The sequence below is a fragment of the Maledivibacter halophilus genome, assembly GCF_900167445.1.
In the GTDB taxonomy this organism is placed as follows: domain Bacteria; phylum Bacillota; class Clostridia; order Peptostreptococcales; family Caminicellaceae; genus Maledivibacter; species Maledivibacter halophilus.
This window is the reverse complement of sequence record NZ_FUZT01000002.1, coordinates 61,793-83,748: the sequence shown is the minus strand read 5'-3', so window position 1 is coordinate 83,748 and position 21,956 is coordinate 61,793. Positions and strand designations below refer to the sequence as shown.

Genomic DNA, 21,956 nt, shown 5'->3' with positions numbered 1-21,956 from the left:
ATCATTATACTTCAACCTAAGCATTATATAATATTTTTTAATATATGATAAATTATTCTTGCCCTTAATCGGGACATCCTCCTTTGTTTATTTAGTTGGTTAACTAGACCTGACTTTATATAACAAAGGAATTTTTTTAGCGTTTTTTCTGTAATATATAGGAATTTAATCCAAGTATTTAGTATTGATTAATATATATCCCAAATGATACAGTAAATGTGTTAAGGAGTGATTAATTATGAAAAAATTTATATGCTCAATGCTTATTGCCTCCACATTTTTAATTAGTCCCATTTCCCATGCTGAATCCTTTGTAATGCATACTGCTAAAGCTGGAGATTCTTATTCTTATATATCAAATGAATTTAATGTTAATATCGATACTCTTAAGGAATTAAATCAAGACAAAGATAATATAATTTCTGAAGGTAGTTTAGTTAAAATAAAACCTATTTCTATGAATAAAACAATAACTATAAAGGTAAACAACGAGAAACTTAACCCCGAACAGCATCCTTACATAGAAAACAATCGTGCCTTTGTTCCAATACGCACCATAGCCAATGCTCTAAACGCAGATGGTATTATATGGGAAGATTCTAGTAAAACAGCAATATTAGTGCAAGATAAAAAAACTATTAGATTAACCTTGGGATCAAATATTGCTAAAATTAATGACCAGGATGTAAAGCTCGATGCTCCTATTAGTGTATATGAAGGTCGAACATATGTGCCTATCCGATTTATTTCAGAAGCATTTGATTGTAATGTGGCTTGGGATAATGATAATAAAACTGTTTTAGTAAATACAACAGATTCTTATGATGAGGATTTATACTGGCTATCCAGAATAATACATGCAGAAGCCACTACCCAACCCCTTGAGGGTAAAATAGCAGTTGGTAATGTAATAATAAACAGAAAAAATAGTCCAAATTTCCCCAATACTATCAAAGAAGTAATTTTTGATACCAATTACGGATATCAGTATACTCCAGCAAAAAACGGAGCTATTCATAATTCACCATCAACAGAAAGTATCAAGGCAGCTAAACTTGTCCTTAACGGGAAAAATAATATTTCTGGTTGTCTATATTTTTTAAATCCAAGAAAGTCAACCAATAATTGGATAGTTAAAAATAAAACTTTTTATAAAAGAATAGGGGCTCATGATTTTTATAGGTAAAAACAAATAGAACTGTATTCTAAGTAGTAAATCTTTTAAAAGTATTACAACCTAGAGTACAGTTTAATTTTAACTACAATAATCTCTTTCTGCGCCTTGTATCATCATCAATATCTTCAAGCCTTAGATTTGTATCCATCATATAATTAATCTTCATTTTTTTCTTTTTTCCTTAATTATCCTGGCACCTGAAGTTACAAAAATTATTCCTACAGAAATAGCTCCACTGGTAAATACAGCTTCAGTTCCAAATTCTACAGCCCTATAAAATTCTTGATTTATAAGGTTTATCATTGATAAATATATTGTATAACCAGGCACAAGTGGAACAATTCCCGGAATGACAAATGTGGTAACAGGTTTTTTGTCTATCCTAGCAAATACCTCTCCTAGGATTCCAACAAATGTGGAGGCTAAAAACACTGAAAATGTTGAAGACATTGTTAAGTCCTTTGCATAAATATATAGAGTCCATCCAATTCCCCCTGTTAGCCCTGCATAAAAAATAGATTTTTTAGGAACATTAAATAAAACTGAAAACCCTACTGTAGATAAAATAGCAAAAATAAAATGCTTATAGTAAGCCACTAAATTACACCTCCAAAAATGTACATCCAAAGCTTAAGTATAGTACCTACTCCCACAGCAATTGATATTGCAATCAAAATTGCCTCAGCCACTCTAGATGTACCTGCAATCAAATCCCCCGCAATAAAATCCCTCAATCCATTGGTAAGGGCAACACCCGGCACAAGGGGCATAATAGAACCTACTATAATCATATCCATACTACTTCCAAGGCCTATATTTTTTGAAACAAGGGCAAGAAATGATATTAATGCTCCACTGGTGGCGTTTGCTAGAAAACTTGTTTTACTTAAAGCTTCAATTTTCCAATTTACAATTATAGCAATCATTGATATAAAAAAAGCAAATATAAAATCAGCTATTCCTCCTCCAAACAAAAGAGAAAAAAAAGCTGAAGCTAAACCTGTAAAAATTGTTCTAGCATATTTATTATACTTTTTTTCTACATCTATTCTTCTTAACTCCTTTATAGCTTCTTCTTCATCCATATCCTCTGCCACAAATTTCCTAGCAAAATTATTCACTTCAGAAATCTTACTCAAATCTATTGTCCTGTCTTTTATCCTTTTTATAAAGCTTATTCCATCTAATCTATCATCAGAGATAAATATACCAGTTGGTGTTACAAAGGAATTTACATGTTTTAAATCCTTGGATTTGCATATTATATTTATAGTATCTTCGGCTCTATAGGTTTCTGCTCCATTTTTAAGTAGTATTTCTCCTGCATAAAGAGCTATTCTTAAGATTATTTTTTTCTCATTATATGTCATTGTTAGCCCTGCCTTCAACAAAAATTATTCCATCTAATTCTCTAGAATGATTATAGCACTAAACAAAAGAAATTATAACTCTTTTTTAAAAAATAAAAAACTAATAGTATCTGGAGTCTATTAGTTTTTTATTTTAAAGATCAAATTACATAATTATCCTATTTAAAAACTAACTGCTGAATATTATTTTCAAATCCCAAGGCTTTATAATATCTATTATACAATTCAGTTAAAACAAATTATTCAACAGGTTTTAAGCTTTCATCTCCTTTTAATGCCAAAATAGTTTTAACCAGTAATTCTATTTCATTTTCCATGTCACTTAAGCTTACAATTTCCGAAGGCGAATGCATATATCTAAGGGGTAAGGATACTAAAGCAGTTGGTACTCCCTTACCGCTTAATCTTATTTTATCTGCATCTGTCCCTGTCAATCTTGGCGTCAATTCATACTGTATAGGAATATTATTTTTCTTTGCTGTATTTACCATCAATTGATTAATTTTTTTATTAATTGGTGCTCCCTTGGACAATATAGGTCCTTTTCCTAAAGCAACATTTCCATGCTTCTTTTTATCCATGTCGGGATAATCTGTTGCAAAGGAAACATCACAGGCTATTGCCATAGTTGGCTGTATACTACTTCCTGCAAAATATGCTCCACCCATATTTGTTTCTTCATTTACAGTACTAACTGCATAAACACCAACATTTACATTCTGATCTGCAATTCTTCTTAAAACCTCTGCCACAATAAAAGCTCCTGTTCTATTATCCAATCCCCTTCCAACTAATCTATCATTTAGAATATATTTATAGTCTTGGTCATAGATAACATAATCACCTATACCTACGTATTGCTCCATATCTCCCCTATCCTCGGCACCACAATCCACATAAATATCTTCTATTTTCACCTCATCTTTAGAACCCCCCTGATGCTCAGCCTTTACTCCAATAACTCCTGAAACAGCTCCACTTTCACCTAAAACCTTAACTCTCATTCCAAGGGCCAGTTTAGGACTAATACCTCCTGCCTTTGAAAGATACAAAAATCCATCGTCATCTATATAATTCACCATAAAAGCTATTTCATCACAATGGCCTGCTAACATAATTTTAAAGGTATTCTCCGGATTAACAACTGCTATAACATTACCGGCAGCATCGGTTTCAACCTTGTCAGCAAAATTCTTTATATAGTTCATCCATATTTTTTGTATATTAGCTTCATCTCCCGATGGTGATGGTGTTGATAATAATTTTTCCAAAAACTTTTTTGATTCTTCTCTCATATGTATACCCCCAGTAATCAACTGAAAAAATTGTATGACTCTCTTATGCAATTTTCTCAAATATTTTATAATTATATAGTACCATAAGTTAAGTAAGAATAAACATATTTATATAATGAAACAAATTTAAAGATTTAATGATCTAACTTACTTATTCCCCAATATTAATTGAGATAATTGCATAATACATAGTGTCCCTTTAGAGATTTTAAAACTAGATATAATGTAATAGGTTAGTTTTTGCAAAAGGTAATTATGCAATTTCCTTAATTCATTAAAAGTTTTATATTTTTTATTCTAGACTGCCTTTCTATTACACCTAGTCCTTGTTCTATTTAATTTAAACAAAACAATTGCAATACCAAGTGTTAAAACAGGTAATAGAGATAAAATACTTCTAATACTATAATTAAGAGATATATAGGCTCCAATCATAGGAGAAACCATCCAACCTAAACTTCCAACTAACCCTTGGAAGCCAAAAAGTTCTCCTCTTCTTTCCGATGGTGTATTCTCAGCAGTTGTTGATGTGACAATAGGCTCAATTCCTCCCAAAAAGAAAAACATAATCCCATATAATGCAATGAACACATACAAAGAACTTGCTAATCTCAAGGTTAAAGATATGGAAAAACTTATTATAATCAATACAGTTGCTAATCTAAGTTTATTTAATCTATCTCCTAAACGACTTATAGTAAGTCCAGATAATGCTGTTGCTACCCCAGCTGTTCCATTAATTATCCCAGTGAGTTTAGATGCTCCCTTTGTACTATTTAAGCTTTCCTGTACAAAAAGCGGTATGTAGGGTGAAAAAACGGTTCTGGTAATACGATGTAAGAATAAAACCAGTAATAATGATAAAATCATAGGAGTAAAGAGTTTCACTGTATTATCACTATGTGAAAATTCTTCTTTTTTGATTCCTATAGTAGATTTATCTTCAACTAATAAAAATAAAGTTAATAAAACTCCTATAAACATAAGTACTGATCCTGCAAAAAAGCTAAATCTATAACCAAATCTTTCAGCAAATATTCCACCTAAAACCGGTCCAAGGGCATATCCTATAAAGTTAGAAGAAGACATAAACCCTAGGGCATAGGACAGTCTATTCTTAGGTGTATCTGCTGCAACAAATGCTGTGGCTGCAGTAACAGTTCCAGTAAATAATCCCTGAATCCCCCTCAGTATTACAAGCTGCCAAACATTAGTGGCAAAACCCATGGCTCCAATAACTATCACAGCTGCCACCATGGCTCTAAGTATCATAAGCTTTCTTCCAAAGCGATCTGACAGCTTACCCCATATTGGAGACATTATAGCCATGGTTATAGCTGGTGCAGTACTTAGTATACCTGTGAAAAGCTTAATTTTATCCGGATCAGTAACTCCCATTTTCTGAATATAAAATGGCATAAAGGGAAGACCTAGTCCAAAACTTGTTAGTGATATAATTTGGGTAACCCAAAGTGTATATAAGTTTAATTTCCAACGCTTCATAATGATCCTACCTTTTCTATTATTATTTGTCTTAAATAATAATAACATATTTGATTATTACTGACCATAGATGAAAGCCTAAGTTAAGTTTTACATATGCTAAAAAGGTAGTCTATTCTTTGCTTTCTATTTGAATTGTCATTTTTCCTTTCATATAATCTCTTTTTTATGCAAAATATAAATTACTATAAATCCTACTATTATAAATAGAATTGTAAATAAAGCTTCATAAAGTAAACTCATTTGATTCACCTACCAATAAAATTTTATTTTATTAAGTGAGCAAATTGCATAATTACCTTCTATAAAAACCATCTACTACATATAGCTTAAAATTTTCCAAAGATATACCATATATATTATGCAACTTAGCCAAGTTAAAATTATGATATTTCCTCATGTATAGTATTCTCTAATAGAAACAAAATAATATTAAAGAAAATAAGAAAAGGATGATGTATAATGAAAATTTTTCTTGAAATAGCTGTACAAACCTTTCTGGCATTTTTTTCTATACTATTTATAACAAGATTATTGGGAAGACAGCAGGTTTCAGAGTTAACTCTTTATGAATATATTAATGGTATAACATTTGGATCTATTGCAGCAACCCTTGCCACAGATGTAAATCAAAAAACATACCAGCATTTAACTGGCCTTGTTTTATTTGGTCTTTTAACTGGTATTATATCTTACATTTCTCTAAAGAAAAGAAGCTTTCGAAAACTGGTTGGTGGTGAACCAATAATTGTAGTACAGAATGGTAAACTATTGGAAAAAAACTTAAAAAGAGCAAGATATAGTATTGATGAGCTTAATGAGCTTTTAAGACAGAAAAATTGCTTTTCTCCTGATGAAGTTGAATATGGTATTTTAGAAACTAATGGAGATTTGAGTGTAATAAAAAGACAAGATAAAAGAAATGTAACATTAGGAGATTTAGGTATAATATCAAATAACGAAGATCTTCCTACCGAATTAATTATTGGAGGTCAAATTATTTATGAAAATCTAAGAAAAAGAAAATTGTCGGGAAAAGATTTGATCAATAATTTAAAAATGTTTGGTGTTAATAAAATTGAAGAAGTTATGTATGCTACAGTAGATAAAACCGGCAAAATGTACGTTGACAAATATGACGATAATATAAATTTATCTATAGATATCAGTGAAAATAACAGAAAAGTATAAATAATATTTTAAAACTATCTGAGCAAATTGCATAATTGCCTTCTTTAAAAATTAACTACTACATATTATTTTAAAATCTTTGAATACATACAATATATATTATGCAATTTTGCCATATTAGAATTGCTCAATTTCCTCATCTATTTAAATCATCTTAAATGTTTAGAAATATTAAGGATATAGCAATAATCCCTATGGAGATATACTGATTTTTACTCAACTTTTCCTTAAAATATATTATATTAATTATATTGACAAATAATATTGTACCTGAGCTAAAAATAGGAAATGCTATAGATGCTTTTACATAATTCAAAGATCTCACCAAAAAATAAGCAGTAAACTGGTTAGGAATTCCTACCAGCAACCCTGCTATTATATCTGTAGATTTAACCTTTCTATTTTTAATGAAAAGAGTTATACTACTGACAATCAAAGCCGTAATAAAAATATAAAAAACAAATAATTCCTTATGCTCATTTTGTCCATAATTTTGATATAGTTTCGAGTTGAAATCTCCTAATCCTCCCATTATAAATAATAAAAAAAGATCAATTTTTATACTCTTTATAATATCCTTCTCCATTGAAAGATTAATAATTACCATACCTGCTATTGCCAGTAACAATCCTAAAATTTGTAATTTTGTAGGTATCTCTTTAAATATGAAAATTGAAAGAATAGTTGGAACTAAGACCCCAAGTTTCATAAAAGTTGATGAAAGAGCCGCTCCATTCTTTTTTACATTATATTGATACAGCCAAAAACTTAGAAAATAGATAATACCTGTAATACTACCTATAATAACTGCCCAGGCAGCAGAAGCTTCATTTGAATAGATACTTTCATTTAATAAAAAGACTTCTTGAGCTTCTATTTTAAATGAGTTAAACCATCCTAGGTCTAAAATCTTTTTATTAGAAAGCATAAAAAAACTTATTATACAGGCATTTATATAGTTAAAAGTAGTAATTGCTAATCTATTAGGCTGCTTTTCTTCTGAAAACTTAAATATAACAGCTATCATCCCACTAGATATAATAGCTAGTATTAAAAATATCATTTTGCTCATCCCCATTAAATTCATTCTATTCCAACAATAATTATACTATATAATTTCATAATTCTAACTATAAAATTAAATCTCCAAATATTATCCTGAAATTAATTGAAATGATTATATAATTCGAATTTGCCTTTAGATAATATGGAGATTGGCCCTTAACCACACTAAAATTTATGTGCCATTAGGTTCAATCCCCATAATATAGTAGTTTATATTTAATATTATAACTTCTTTGACATCTCTTCAAGCATAAATGCAGTTGAATTTAGTTCTTGTATAGATGCAGTAATTTCCTCAAGTGCCGCAGCTTGTCCCTGAAAAACATTATCTGTTTCCATAATACTTTTCTCAATATATTCAACAGAATTTCTTATTTGCTTAAGTATTTCATTAATTTCATTAATTGATGTACTACTGGAAACAGACAATTTACGAATCTCTTCAGCAACTACTGCAAATCCTCTTCCACTTTCACCGGCACGAGCAGCTTCAATAGCTGCATTTAAACCCAATAAATTTGTTTCTCTAGCTATATTATTAATAAATCTAATAATTTCATCAGTTCTTTTTGTTTCGTTACTTGTCTCTGTAATATTTTCTAAAATTTTAGAATTTGATTCAACGACTTCTTGTACCCCTTTAGAAATTTCTTGTATCCCAGAAGAAACCTGCTGCAAAGCGGAAGATAAATTTTCAGCTATTTCATTCATATCCATTTGTCTTTTTAAACTCTTTGCAGAACTCAATCCACCTATTATATTTCCACTTTCATCTTTTATAGGAACTCCCACAGCTCTTATTGGTATTCCAAAAACCTCTTTAGGAACAAATTTAGATACAGGAACTCTTTGTTTTAGGGCAGTATCTATAGCGCTCCCCTCTCGTATTTGTGATCCTTCATTAATTCCAAGTGAAACATTTTCATTTGAAGCATATTCTATGTACTTTTCCTTATCAGTCAAAGCAACAACAATGTCATCATCAAATATCTTTTGTATATCTGGTACAAACTTCCTTAAAAAATTTAATATTTCATCAGAATTTCTATTATTATCCATGAATATATCCTCCTTTCAACATCAATCAAGCAGCATATAGTTAAATTTTAATATTTAATCTCTTTTTGTAAAATTATGTAATTTTTCCCTTGTGTTTTAACAATTATATCACATTTTTCATATTATTTCTATTTTAGCAATACAATTGACAAGTACTTTTACACGTATTAAAATACTATCTCATATCAATCATAATATAATAATATAAAGGTCTAATTGATAAGTTAACCTGTTGTGCTAGTAAATCAAATTTTCTGCTCTAAAATATAAACTAAGGAGTTTTAATATTTCATTTGAGTGATTTTTATAAACCTGTTTTCACCTTAAAAATCATATATAAAAACAGGTTTATAGCATGAACGAAAAGAAAATATTAAAACTCCCGATATAAGAACTAGCACAACGAGCTAAGTTAGTAGGAATATATATAATATATAATTCTCTTAATAAATATTTTTAAAAATACTACCTACTATATCAACAAAATTTATTTTAGAATTATATAATGCTCTTTTTACTATAGGTCTATCAATCAATGATAACAACCTATCGAAATCATCATTTGATAATTGATTCATCTTTTTTCTAAATGAACATATATTTTCAATATGTCTTTGTAATGGTTTTATCATCTTACTATAGCTTTCTCCGCATATAATGGCCCTTGCAGCTAAAAGCCCACTAATTATAGCCTCAGGAGCCCCTACTCCAATAACTCTGTCGGTTAAACCAGCTGCCCTGCCAGCAAAAAGTACATTTTCCACTTGTACTTTCTTAACTTTTCCAAGGGGAAATCTAGGGGGGATAATTTTATATATAAATTCTACATTATTTAATTTTTCATGATGTAGAAACTTATGAAATAATCTTTCTGTATTAAATTCATTCTTTGCTTTTTCCCCTACTATGTAAAGTCCCACTACAGCTTGAGATGGACTAAATGGCGTTACTCTACCATAGCCACTACCTGCATATTCTGTATTGAAATAAACCGTTGATGAATCTGAATTAAAATTTCCTAATACTACTCCTCCTATCATAACTACATTATCAATAGGTTTCCAAACACCTAGTTCCATGGCTTCCTTTATTTTTCCACTACAAACTACAACATAATCATATCTTTTTGAAAGCTCTTTATAATCGGCAGATACATTATACTGAATCCTTGTTCTATTCAGTTTTTGTAAAAGTTGTGACTCAACAGAATCAACCCGTTTTCCCCTTATAAGAAAATAACCTAATTCTCCGTTTACTTTAACTTCCTTATTAGGAGATTTCATTACAAAGTTCTTTACTATATTAGAAGGACTAATATTAATATTGAATTTTTCCCTTAAATATTCTACTATATCTCCTTGTTCTCTATAAAAAACAGAAGGCCAAAAGATAACAGAAGGCCAAATCCATCCAACAGTCCTATCTCTTTCATAAACATCTGGATATATTCCTAATCTTTCACATTCATAGGCACAGGATAGACCTGCTAAACCTGCCCCTATAATAGCTATTTTCATATTATGACATTCCTTTCATATATATCCAACTTAGCTTTTCTAAAAATTATTGAATACCTTTTATTCGGCTCATTTTTAATTTAATAATAATTAATATATACTATCCCCTATCTTTTATAAAAATATTTCCTTTAATTTAAGCATGTGTGCTTTCAATATTTACAAAGGATTTCTCATCCATTTTTTCCTATGGTTTAACAATAAGATCAATAAAAAAAGATTTACGGTAGAAAAACCTACTGTAAATCTTTTTTATTGATAGTTTAAATTAAAATGGACCGTAGCCAATTGAAATTGCAAAGAATATAATACAAATCTGTATTATGAAAAGCAAACCAAATAGTGGCAAAAACCATTTATAATACTTATTGAGAGGAATCTTTCCTATTGAACACGCAATTAGTAAAAATCCTGTTGGCCATATCAGATTAGAGAATCCATCTCCAAATTGAAATATCAGTACTGCTATTTGTCTTTTCATTCCAATAAGGTCTGCAAGTGGCGTCATTATAGGCATTGAAACAGCCGCTTGACCGCTTCCTGATGGAATTAAAAAATTAAGTATAGTCTGGAATATAAGCATACCTATGCCGCTTAAATAAAGATTTAATTGCTGTAAAATCTGTGTAGCACCATAAACTATGGTATCTACTATGTTACCTTTGTTAAGTACTACCAGTACCCCACGGGCAAACCCAACCACCAAGGCTGAAAGTACCCCCTTAGACAAGCCTGCTACAAACCTATTTGCTAGTTCATTAAATCTCCATCTATTTATTAATCCTACAGCTATTGTTATGCCAAAGAATATTGCTGCCACTTCATTTATATACCACCCCAGATTAATCAGTCCATAAGCCATTATTCCAATACCTACTACAAGGGCTAATAATGTAAGCTTTCTCATTGTAGTAAATTCGGTTTTAAGTCTGTCACCTTTTATTTTAAAATCAGAAAAATCACAATCATATATTAAACTTTTTAATGGATCTTTTTTTACCTTATTGGCATATCTTAAAACATAAAATATTGTTATTATATTCATTATGAAAAGAACTGTTAATCTTAAACCAATTCCAGAAAACATAGGAAGTTCTGCAATTCCCTGGGCAACTCCTATGGTAAAGGGGTTTATTGTGGCTGCGGCAAATCCTATTCCTACTGAAACAAAGGACATTCCTATACCCACTAATGCATCATACCCTAGCGCTAGAGATAAAGTTATAAAAACAGGTATAAATGCCAGTATTTCTTCATAGGATAGTGTTCCTGTGGAAGCCCAAAATGATATAATTGTCATGATTATTGCTATCATGATATTAGCAGATTTAGGATTTTTTTCTATTCTTTTTGTCATGCTAACTATACTTGCATCAATGGCTCCAGTAGTTTCTATTACATAAAGGGAAGCAAATGCCATGAATATCATAAATGTTATTGATGCAGCTGCAATTAGCCCTTCTTCTATACTGACGAGCATTTCAAATAACCCTACGGGAGTGTTTTCAATATAGGTGAAAGAGTTAGGATCGATTACAGTCCTACCAGTTGCTTCGTTTAAAACCCTTTCATATTGCCCAGCGGGAATTATATATGTAAAGATAGTTGATATAATAATCATAATAATCAATAAAACCAATACATGTGGAAATTCTCTTTTTGTTTTCACTTTTTTATTATTTGTCACTTCAGCATCAGTACTCATTGTATTCCCTCCTTGAGAATAGTAAAAGTTTTTATAAAAAATCTAAAACATGCTGTATAAAAATTTTACTTCCCAGCACTAAAGCCTCTTCATCAAAATTAAATTTAGGATTGTGTATAAAATTCATAAGATTTTTTTCTTCATTTCTTGCACCTAAAAATATAAAAGAGGCCGGAACTTTTTGAGCATAATAGGCAAAATCCTCCGATCCCATACTGGGTAAATCTGTAATTAGAACATTTTTACTTTCCACTATTTTTTCACATGCCCTTGCAGAAATTTTTACTTTTTCCTTATCATTTATTAATGCCGGTAATCCAGGTATAATATTAAACTTATAATTGCCTCCTGAAGTTTTGGTTATTTGCTTTGTTATATTTTCCAGTCTTTTAATTACATCATCTGTTAATTCCTTTGAAAAGGAACGAATCGTCCCAGTAAGAGTAGCTTTTTCTGGAATAACATTACTAGAATGTCCAGAATTTAATGTTCCTACTGATATAACAAATGGTTCTAAAGGATCTATGCCTCTACTTATTAAATATTGTATTTCTCCTACTAATCTAGAAGCCATAGATATCGCATCAACAGCCTTATGAGGAGAGCCAGCATGTCCTCCCCTTCCAATTAGTTCTATTTCAAATACATTTGATGAAGCCATATTCCTCTCATTATTTATTTCTACTTTTCCTGTAGGTATCTCAGTACTTATATGTATCCCAAATATTGCATCAACATCATCAACTACTCCATCCTCAACCATGTATTTTGCACCACTATAAGGACCTTCCTCTGATGCTTGAAATATAAGCTTTACTCTTCCATTTATTCTTTCTTTATTTTGAGCCAATATTTTAGCTGCTCCTAAAAGCATTGCAGTATGGCCATCATGTCCACAGCCATGCATTTTACCAGGAATTTTTGATTTATAGCTGATATCGTTTTCTTCATGTAGATCCAAAGCATCCATATCAGCCCTTAATGCAATGGCTTTATCACCATTACCTTCAATAATACCTACTAAACTGCTTTTACCATAATTTTCATTGATCCTTACACCATATTCCTTAAGCTTTGTTTTAACTAAATTATATGTTCTATCCAAATCAAATCTAACTTCAGGATACATATGAATTTGTCTTCTTATACTAATTATTTCTTCTCTTATATTATCCACTTCATTTACCATATCATCTCCTCCTAAATATTTAATACTTTTAAATAATGCAAAATCTATTCCATCATTATTACAAAATATAAATAATCATAAAATAATTCTTCTCAAAGTAATATATATACCTCATTATAAGAATAGAAAATTTTAAAAAAATTCTATATCATCTGATTATTTCGTCGGAATGCAAATAAAACAAAACGGGTGTAAATGGTTTTTTTCTCCATTTTACACCCGTTTTCGTCCAGTTTTATATATGATTATCATTTCAAAAGTCTGGGAAAAATAAATTTCCAAAAGTAAATTTATAATATAATCCTTTCATATAATCTAATTCCCTTATCTGTTAAAATACAACCTTTTCTTCCCCTTTTAATTAGTACATATCCATCATCCTCCAACAGCTTCATCATTTTCCTAATTTTATGTTCTGTAGTTTGAATACCTTTTTCCAATGCTAAATCATATATTTTTCTTCTTCCCATGTTTTCTTTTCTTAAAGCTCTAACAATAAACTTACATATATGCTCTTCTTTTTCTGATAAACCATAAAATACCCTTTTGTCATTATTTACTTTTAAATCTGAATTTATATTATTTCCATTATCATTTTTATATTGTTTAGGTAAGTCATCTATTGTTATTCTACTTCCACTCATATATCCTAAATAGTCTACACAATTCTTTAATTCCCTAATATTACCTTCCCAGGGCAAATTCATCATATATCTTACAAGATTATTGTCAATAACCTTATATTTATATCCTAAATTATTCAGGTAGTACATAATCAATAATCTTATATCTTCTCTTCTTTCCCTAAGGGGAGGAATATTCAAAATATATGTATTCAATCTATAATAAAGATCTTTCCTAAACATTCCCCTATCCATATATTCCTTCAGATTTTTATTAGTAGCAGATACTATTCTTACATTAATAGGAATGCTTTCATTTCCTCCAATCCTTCTTATTTCCTTTTCCTGAAGAACTCTAAGAAGCTTAGACTGTATATTCATTGGAGCATCTCCTATTTCATCTAAAAAAACAGTTCCTCCATTTGCAATTTCAAATATACCTTTTTTCCCTGTACTTAAAGCTCCTGTAAAGGAACCTGGTTCATATCCAAAGAGTTCACTTTCCAATAGGCTGTCTTGAAAAGCTGTACAATTCACTGCAAAAAATAAATTTTTCTTTCTATGGGAATGGTTGTGAATAGCATGGGACAACAATTCCTTTCCTGTCCCCGTTTCACCAACAATTAAAATAGGACTATCTATCTTAGAAATTTTCTTTGCTATATCAACACATTCTCCCATTTCCTTGCTCTTATAATGAATATCTTCAAATTTATACTTAGGCTTATTATTTTCTGGCCTTCTTTTATTAAATTCATTGTAATTAACCCTAATAATTTTTCTAAATCCTATACTTTGAAATCTTAAAATTTCCTTGCTTATTTTAAAAGCTTTATTGATATCTTTAAAGTAATAATCTATCTCAATATTATTATTAATACTTTTCAAGCTATCTGCTATATCCTTTAAATATGGAATTTCATAAATACTATAGTTTTCATATACATACTTTTCAATATTAAAATATTTACTTATTAAATTATTATAATCAACAATTCTATCCATTTCATCTAGTATAATCACGCCTTCTTTCATACAATCAATAATACCGCTTACTTCAATTCTCGATTCATTTTTTAGCTTAATAGCCACTAGTTCAGAAAATTCTATATTAGCAACAGATTTTTCATATGTATTAAGTTTTCTGATAAAATTTGAATTCTTTGGAAAAAGAATATTAATTATTTCTTTAAAGGATTGAGGATGAATTTTTTTCCATCCAATATTTATATAATTCTTTGCAAAAGAAGGTCTTAATGACTCATCGCCAACATAAACACTTAAATCAATGTTTTCTATAGTCTTATCTCTAATGTCTAAATAATATGGAATAAAATTTAAACTTTCTTTTGAAAGTCTATTTAAAACTTCAATAATCTCTTTGGCGTAAAATCTAAATGCAGAAATTATTAGAACCTTAGAATTATCAGGTATATTATTTATTATTTCTACTTGCTTTTTTGTAGGAACAGTTTGAATACAAATTACAGGAGTTTTTCCATTTTTAAGTACATTATAAGCAATTGCTTTTAATGTAGGGGTAAGAACTATGACTAAATCGCCATCTATTTTTTTATCGGGCTGTTCTAGTGAATAGTCTTCAATATAAATTGAATCTCCAAAAAAGTCCTTTAACTGGCTTTTATACTCAAATAAGGGTTCCCTAGCAATTGCAGCTATTATTATTTTTTTCATTAATATCACCATCAATATTTTAATTTAACTCGTTGTGATAGTTCCTATATCGCGGCTTTTAATATTGAATTTGCTAGCACAACAGGTTAATTTAATAAAGATATAAAACTTTATACCTTATTAAATTATTCTCTATTAAACTTCTTATCTCCTTTATAAAAAAATATCTTCTACCTCAATTTGGCAGAAGATATTTTAAAAACTTGATTTAATTTAACCTGCTATGCTGGCAAATAAAATTTTTTGTATTTGAAATACATTAGGGTTTTTTAATATTGTATACTTAAGCAGACAATAATTTCTCTTCCATCTTTTTAACTTTTTCCTTACACATTGGATTTACTCCACTTAATCTATAGGGAATATTCATTTCTTTGTATTTTTGTACTCCCAGTGTATGATATGGCAGGAGCTCAATTTTATCTACATTTTCAAACTGTTTTATTATATTTTTAAGTTTTTGAATATGCTTTTCACCATCTGTAATTCCTGGTACAACTACATGTCTTATCCATATTCTAGTGTCTGTACTCTTTAATATATTAACAAAATCCCAAAATGCCTCAATGTTTCCTCCTGTTAATTCTTTATATCCCCTTTTATCCACATGTTTAATATCTAAAATAACTAAGTCAGTATATTTTAATATTTCTTCATACTGGCCTTTTCCAAATCCTGCTGTATCTATTGCTGTATGCAGTCCATTTTTTTTACAAAGTGCTAGAAATTCCATCAAAAATTCTGGTTGGAGGAGAGGTTCTCCTCCAGAGCATGTAATTCCTCCCTCTGATTTTTGGAAATAGGTCTTAAATTTTAGAGCTTTTTGCAAGAGTTCTTTTGCACTAACTTCTTTACCTTCATTTAAGTTCCATGTATCTGGATTATGGCAATATCCGCATCTTAGTTTACAACCCTGAAAAAAAGTAACAAATCTTATACCGGGTCCATCCATAAGTCCCATAGTTTCAATAGAGTGAATCCTGCCTAGCATAATATCAACTCCTCTTTTATTACTCATCCCCGTCAACCTTATACCGACTCATGAAAGGTTCTTTTTATAACCTCCAGCTGTTGTTCCCTAGTAAGTCTGTTAAAGTTAACAGCATATCCTGAAACCCTTATGGTCAATGTTGGATGATTTTCAGGATGATCCATGGCATCGATTAAAATTTCTCTATTCAAAACATTAACATTTAAATGATGGGCTCCCTGCTGGAAATAACCATCTAGAATAGAAACAAGATTAGTTACTCTAGTTTCATCATCTTTTCCTAATGCCTCTGGAACAATAGAAAAAGTATTTGAAATGCCATCTTCACAAACTGAGCGATAGGGTATCTTTGCAACAGAATTTAGTGCAGCCAATGCTCCACTTTCATCTCTACCATGCATAGGATTGGCACCAGGTGCAAAAGCCTCTCCTGCTTTTCTTCCATCGGGCGTCGAGCCCGTCTTCTTTCCATAGACTACATTAGAAGTAATTGTTAGTACTGATAGAGTATGTCTGGCATTTCTATATGTCTTATGTTTTCTTAGTTCATTTATGAACTTGGTTACTAACTCAACAGCTATATCATCGGCTTCATCATCATCATTTCCATATTTAGGAAAATCACCTTCTATATGAAAATCTACTGCTATACCATTTTCTCTTATGGGCTTAACCTTAGAATATTTAATTGCACTTAAGGAATCACAGGCCACCGAAAGTCCTGCAACTCCAAAAGCCATTATTCTATCGACATTAGTATCATGAAGAGCCATCTGTCCTGCTTCATAGGCATATTTATCATGCATATAATGGATTATATTCATGGTATTTACATAAAGCTCTGCTATATATTCTAGGACTTTATAGTAATTTTTCCTTACTCTTTCATAGGATAATTTTCCATCCTCAATTTTTTCAATTCCAGGCACTACTAATGTTCCCTTTTTTTCATCTATACCACCATTTATAGCATAAAGTAGAGCCTTTGCAAGATTACACCTAGCACCAAAAAACTGCATCTGATTTCCTATTTTCATTGCTGAAACACAGCAAGCTATTCCGTAATCATCTCCATAAACAGGTCTCATAATATCGTCATTTTCATATTGAATAGCATCGCTTTCTATTGACATTTTAGAACAATACCTTTTAAAATTCTCTGGAAGCTTTTCTGACCATAAAACAGTCATATTGGGTTCTGGAGCCGGTCCCAGATTAGTTAAAGTATGCAAAAACCTGAATGATGTCTTAGTTACAAGAGTTTTTCCTCCTATGGTCATTCCTCCTATAGCTTCTGTAATCCAGTTTGGGTCTCCAGCAAATAATTCATTATATTCTGGAGTTCTCAAATGCCTTGCCATCCTAAGCTTTATAACAAATTGATCAATAATTTCCTGGGCCTCTTTTTCTGTTAATATTCCTCTACTTAAATCTCTTTCTATATATACATCAATGAAAGTACTTGTTCTTCCAAGGGACATGGCTGCACCGTTATTTTCCTTTATTCCAGCCAAATATCCAAAATACAAAAACTGAACAGCTTCCCTTGCATTCTCAGCAGGTCTTGATATGTCAAATCCATAGGAACTGGCCATTTCCTTTATTTCTTCAAGGGCCCTTATTTGCTGGGTAACTTCCTCTCTTTTTCTAATCAATTCTTCATCCATAGAACCTTTTAAATTCTTAAAATCCTTCTTTTTCTCTTCTATTAATAAATCTATTCCATATAAAGGTATTCTTCTGTAATCTCCAATTATTCTTCCTCTTCCATAGGCATCTGGAAGTCCAGTTAATAATCCTGCACTCCTAGCCTTTTTCATTTCCTTTGTATATACATCGAATACACCTTGATTATGGGTCTTACGATACTCTTTAAATATCTCTTCCATTTTTTCATCTAATTCATAGCCATATGCCTTAAGTGCTGATTCTGCCATTCTTATTCCACCAAAGGGATTTATCATTCTTTTTAATGGCTCATCGGTCTGAAGTCCAAGTATAACTTCATTTTCTTTATCTATATATCCTGGATTAAAGCTATTAATCCCAGAAACATTTTTTGTATCAATATCTAATACACCTTTTTCAATTTCCTTGGAAATAAGTTTATTACATTTGTTCCATATGCCCTCTGTTCTATCTGATATTTCTTCCAAAAAGCTTTCGTCACCTTCATAGGGTATATAATTCTTAACGATAAAATTTCTTACATTTATTTGCTTTCTCCAATTACCATCAATAAATCCTTGCCATTCTCTCTTAAACATAAATAACCTCCTCGACTTATGATTATAAAGCCCAAGGGGTTTCCAAAAAATAACAAACCGCCTGGACTTATTGCCCAGGCGGTCGGCATATCTTCCAATCACACTCCATGTGGTTAATTCCACTTCCGCCAGTCATGTGATTTCTTTTTAATGAATATATTATCATTTTAATTTATTATTATAATACCAATTGTCAAACATTTTGTCAATAATATAATATATAATTCGTTATAAAGCATATATTATTCTAAAAAACAATGTTTTAGTTAGGTTGTTTAAGCAGCATTAATACTTCCTACAAGGTTTTTTATCCATTTTTGAGATTTATACCTTTTTATAGATATTAAACATTTAACCACTTCTTCAAGGGTTACTAGAAAATATACTTGATAAACAGGAATTTTCATAAAGAATGCTCCAATAAGACATAGGGGAACACCTATAAGCCACATAGTCCCAAGCTCTATTTTTAAAATATAGGATGTATCTCCTCCCCCCCTCAATATTCCTACTATCAAAAGAACATTCATAAATCTTACAGGCAATATAAATGCTGTTATTAAAAGCATGAATAGGGCATTATCATATACTTCATGGGAAACATTATAAATGCTCAAAATAGACCTTGAAGAAAGAGAAAGAGCCAAAGCCATTACCAAGGACAAAATAGAGCATATTTTAATAAGCTTTTTAGAATAATCTTTAGCTTTTTCAAAATCATCCTTTCCAACTTCATTTCCCACCATAACACATGCAGCATTGGATACTGCAAATAGTATTATAAAAAACATATTTTGTATAGTCATACATATTTGAACTGCAGCAATAGCCTTTGTTCCCATATTACCATATATAACAGAATAAATTACCATACCTAAACCCCAGCAAATTTCATTCACAACAACAGGTACAGCAACTTTCATGGTATCTTTAAAAAATCCACTGTCAAATTCCAGCATTTCTTTAACTGAAGCGTTCAAAACATGTTTTCTCTTGTATATTAAAATAAGTATAAGTGTCATTTCACATATTCTAGCAATCAAAGTTGCAACAGCTGCTCCCCTAACTCCCATGGCCGGCATATTAAACTTACCGAATATTAGAACATAATTGAAAAATATATTTACAATAAGAGCAAAGGAACTGCATATCATAGGTAAAAAAGCTTTTTGAACTCCCCTGCTGCCTATACCAAAGGCTAGGGATACTGCAATAAAAATATAGCTTATGGATACAACACTAAGATAGCTTTTACCTAAATTCATAACCATTTTGTCTTTATTGAATATACTAATTATTTCTACGCTGAAAAATCTAGCTGCAAAGGTAAATATAATACTTACTGAAAGTCCTAAAACAAGTGATATTCCTAAAACTTTTCTTATATTAACTATATCCTTTTTACCCCAAAATTGAGATATCAATACATTGCAGCCTGAAAAAATTCCCATAACTATGATATTAAACAGGAAAAAATACTGATTCGCAATTCCCAGGGCTGCAACAGATTCTTCTCCAAGCTTTCCTATCATAAAGCTGTCCATTAAATTAATCGATGAGGTTATAAAATACTGAATCATTATTGGAAAAGCAATTTTTAATAAAGTATTATAAAAAGACGAATTTTTCATATATATCCTCCTTTGAATCAAAAAAAATCCACTATAAAAAATGGAAAGTTTTATAGTGGATTTCGTCACTTTGTTATTATGAAATTTTATCAAGATAAAGTATAACATACGAAAATATAATTTTCAATAGAATTAGGCCCAGATTATTCATGGAAAATTTAAAACTCTGCTGCGTTCTTTCAAACTTTCCATGAATAATCTGGGTTAAGAAGTTTTTACTCTAACATTCTTCTAATTTTTATTCTCTGTTTAACAGCCTTGAAACTTCGTTATCTTCTATTATCTCCTCGATTCTATCAATTCCAAATTGTTTTAGAATTTTCATAACATTTATATTATCAAAAGGTGTCATTATTAATGAATCTTCTCCAAACTCATTAACTAATTTTGCTGCCTTTTCAGAATTTATATTTGTTCTTGGTCCTCCTACACAGCCTCCATTACAGCCCATACCTTCTACAAAATTATATTCCTTTATATTTCCTAAAGACAATTCATCAAGAATTTGCTTGCATTTCTTTACTCCATCTACCTTTTTAGCTTTAAGCTTAATTAGTCTTCTGGGCTCTAGTCTATTCACTACTGTTTTTACAGAAAAACTTACTCCTCCAGTTCTTGCATAAACCCTTCCCCCAAAGGAAGCTTGATCCTTTTCATCCTTTGGAAGGTCTTTCAAATTTATATTTAAAGTATCAAATATTTCTCTTAGTTCTCTAAAAGTAAGTACAAAATCAATATCACCCTTTAAATTTGCCTCCTTAGCTTCTGCTTTTTTTGCTATACATGGACTTACGAAAACTACCTTTATATCATCATATAATTTTTTTAGAAATCTGCCGGAAGCTATCATTGGAGAAATCGATGGAGGCATGTGCTGAAAAAGCTTAGGATAATTTTTCTTCACTAAATTGAACCACACAGGGCAACAGCAGCTGGTTAAAAAGAAATCTTCTTCTTTTTTAACTAATTTAGTAAATTCAAAGGCTTCTTTGATTGTCAGTACATCGGCAAATAAAGCAACTTCAACCATATCTTTAAATCCTAAGAGCTTTAAGGCCGTTCTTATTTGACCCATGGTTACATCTTCACCAAACTGCCCTATTATAGATGGTGCAACCGTTGCATATACCGGCACCTTTTCATCCTTTAAAAAGTCAATTAGTGGAAGAAATTCTATTTTATCGGCTAAAGCTCCAAAATCGCATTTTGTAACGCATTCTCCACAATTTAAGCATTTATTGTTCTCTATTATAGGCCCTTTACTTCTCCTATATATATGGGCTTCATACTTGCAGGCATCTTTACATTTGCAGTCCTCATCATCACAATATTCACATACTCCTTCTATCTTGGCAATAATAGGTTTTTTTACTTCCTTAGAATTTTTAATAATATTTATTTCATCTTGAAAATCATCTTCACCCCTAGGATCTAAACCCATGGCTATTCTAATATGATCTTTGATAAAGGACATATCCTTTTCTAGAAAATTATATTTTTCTCTAATATTTTCTGCTAATTTGTTTAAATCTTCACTGTTATTTAGTTGATTATTCCAATATTTTTTAACAACTTCAGAAAAAATCTTCATTCTCTTTTCTTGAAAAGCCTTGAATCTAGTTTCTATAATGAACCATCCTCTCATTATTTTTTTGTATTTAAGATGTATAAGCTAACC

At 30.4% G+C, this 21,956-nt stretch carries 16 protein-coding genes and 1 riboswitch; of the genes, 2 read left to right on the top strand and 14 right to left on the bottom strand.

Annotation, left to right across the window (positions count from 1 at the left end):
• The first annotated feature begins 238 nt into the window (after positions 1 to 238).
• Entirely contained in the window at positions 239 to 1,186 is a 948-nt protein-coding gene (locus B5X81_RS04390) for a stalk domain-containing protein (RefSeq protein ID WP_079489690.1), read from the top strand.
• A gap of 153 nt (positions 1,187 to 1,339) precedes the next feature.
• Here the strand turns inward: B5X81_RS04390 and B5X81_RS04385 are convergent, their stop codons facing one another.
• From B5X81_RS04385 to B5X81_RS04370, 4 genes are all read right to left on the bottom strand, one after another.
• Positions 1,340 to 1,774: a threonine/serine exporter family protein gene (locus B5X81_RS04385; protein WP_170917276.1), complete on the bottom strand. Its 435-nt coding sequence runs from the start codon at positions 1,772 to 1,774 to the stop codon at positions 1,340 to 1,342.
• Positions 1,774 to 2,547, bottom strand: a complete 774-nt coding sequence (locus B5X81_RS04380) for a threonine/serine exporter family protein (RefSeq protein WP_079489687.1) — start codon at positions 2,545 to 2,547, stop codon at positions 1,774 to 1,776. Before B5X81_RS04380 ends, B5X81_RS04385 begins: the two co-directional genes overlap by 1 nt.
• A 239-nt stretch (positions 2,548 to 2,786) precedes the next feature.
• A complete protein-coding gene (locus B5X81_RS04375) occupies positions 2,787 to 3,842 on the bottom strand; it encodes a M42 family metallopeptidase (protein WP_079489685.1) in 1,056 nt (351 codons plus the stop codon).
• A 297-nt stretch (positions 3,843 to 4,139) separates the two neighbouring features.
• Positions 4,140 to 5,345: an MFS transporter gene (locus tag B5X81_RS04370; RefSeq protein ID WP_170917275.1), complete on the bottom strand. Its 1,206-nt coding sequence runs from the start codon at positions 5,343 to 5,345 to the stop codon at positions 4,140 to 4,142.
• A 462-nt stretch (positions 5,346 to 5,807) separates the two neighbouring features.
• Here B5X81_RS04370 and B5X81_RS04365 point away from each other — a divergent pair, with 462 nt between their 5' ends.
• On the top strand, positions 5,808 to 6,536 hold the full coding sequence (locus B5X81_RS04365; RefSeq protein WP_079489682.1) for a YetF domain-containing protein: 729 nt from the start codon (positions 5,808 to 5,810) through the stop codon (positions 6,534 to 6,536).
• 154 nt (positions 6,537 to 6,690) lie between these two features.
• On the opposite strand, the gene B5X81_RS04360 is transcribed toward B5X81_RS04365, so the two are convergent.
• From B5X81_RS04360 to B5X81_RS04315, 10 genes are all read right to left on the bottom strand, one after another.
• A complete protein-coding gene (locus B5X81_RS04360; RefSeq protein ID WP_170917274.1) occupies positions 6,691 to 7,599 on the bottom strand; it encodes an SMR family transporter in 909 nt (302 codons plus the stop codon).
• Positions 7,600 to 7,823: 224 nt separating this feature from the next.
• Positions 7,824 to 8,660 carry a methyl-accepting chemotaxis protein gene (locus B5X81_RS28340; protein ID WP_079489679.1) on the bottom strand — a complete coding sequence of 279 codons (837 nt, stop codon included), beginning with the start codon at positions 8,658 to 8,660 and terminating at the stop codon, positions 7,824 to 7,826.
• Between the two features lie 443 nt (positions 8,661 to 9,103).
• Positions 9,104 to 10,177: an NAD(P)-binding protein gene (locus B5X81_RS04350; protein WP_079489678.1), complete on the bottom strand. Its 1,074-nt coding sequence runs from the start codon at positions 10,175 to 10,177 to the stop codon at positions 9,104 to 9,106.
• A 268-nt stretch (positions 10,178 to 10,445) separates the two neighbouring features.
• Entirely contained in the window at positions 10,446 to 11,882 is a 1,437-nt protein-coding gene (locus B5X81_RS04345; RefSeq protein ID WP_079489676.1) for a YfcC family protein, read from the bottom strand.
• 31 nt (positions 11,883 to 11,913) lie between these two features.
• Positions 11,914 to 13,071, bottom strand: coding sequence for a M20 metallopeptidase family protein (locus B5X81_RS04340; protein ID WP_079489675.1), 1,158 nt, complete (start codon positions 13,069 to 13,071; stop codon positions 11,914 to 11,916).
• Between the two features lie 290 nt (positions 13,072 to 13,361).
• Complete coding sequence (locus tag B5X81_RS04335; RefSeq protein WP_170917273.1) at positions 13,362 to 15,389, bottom strand: sigma 54-interacting transcriptional regulator; 2,028 nt, start codon at positions 15,387 to 15,389, stop codon at positions 13,362 to 13,364.
• Between the two features lie 283 nt (positions 15,390 to 15,672).
• Entirely contained in the window at positions 15,673 to 16,407 is a 735-nt protein-coding gene (gene pflA, locus B5X81_RS04330) for a pyruvate formate-lyase-activating protein (RefSeq protein ID WP_244282002.1), read from the bottom strand.
• Between the two features lie 11 nt (positions 16,408 to 16,418).
• A complete protein-coding gene (pflB, locus tag B5X81_RS04325; protein WP_079489672.1) occupies positions 16,419 to 18,647 on the bottom strand; it encodes a formate C-acetyltransferase in 2,229 nt (742 codons plus the stop codon).
• Between the two features lie 65 nt (positions 18,648 to 18,712).
• Positions 18,713 to 18,793: riboswitch (ZMP/ZTP riboswitch) on the bottom strand.
• Between the two features lie 129 nt (positions 18,794 to 18,922).
• A complete protein-coding gene (locus tag B5X81_RS04320) occupies positions 18,923 to 20,278 on the bottom strand; it encodes an MATE family efflux transporter (protein WP_079489670.1) in 1,356 nt (451 codons plus the stop codon).
• A gap of 238 nt (positions 20,279 to 20,516) precedes the next feature.
• Positions 20,517 to 21,923, bottom strand: a complete 1,407-nt coding sequence (locus B5X81_RS04315) for a [Fe-Fe] hydrogenase large subunit C-terminal domain-containing protein (protein WP_139380246.1) — start codon at positions 21,921 to 21,923, stop codon at positions 20,517 to 20,519.
• Positions 21,924 to 21,956 lie beyond the last annotated feature (33 nt).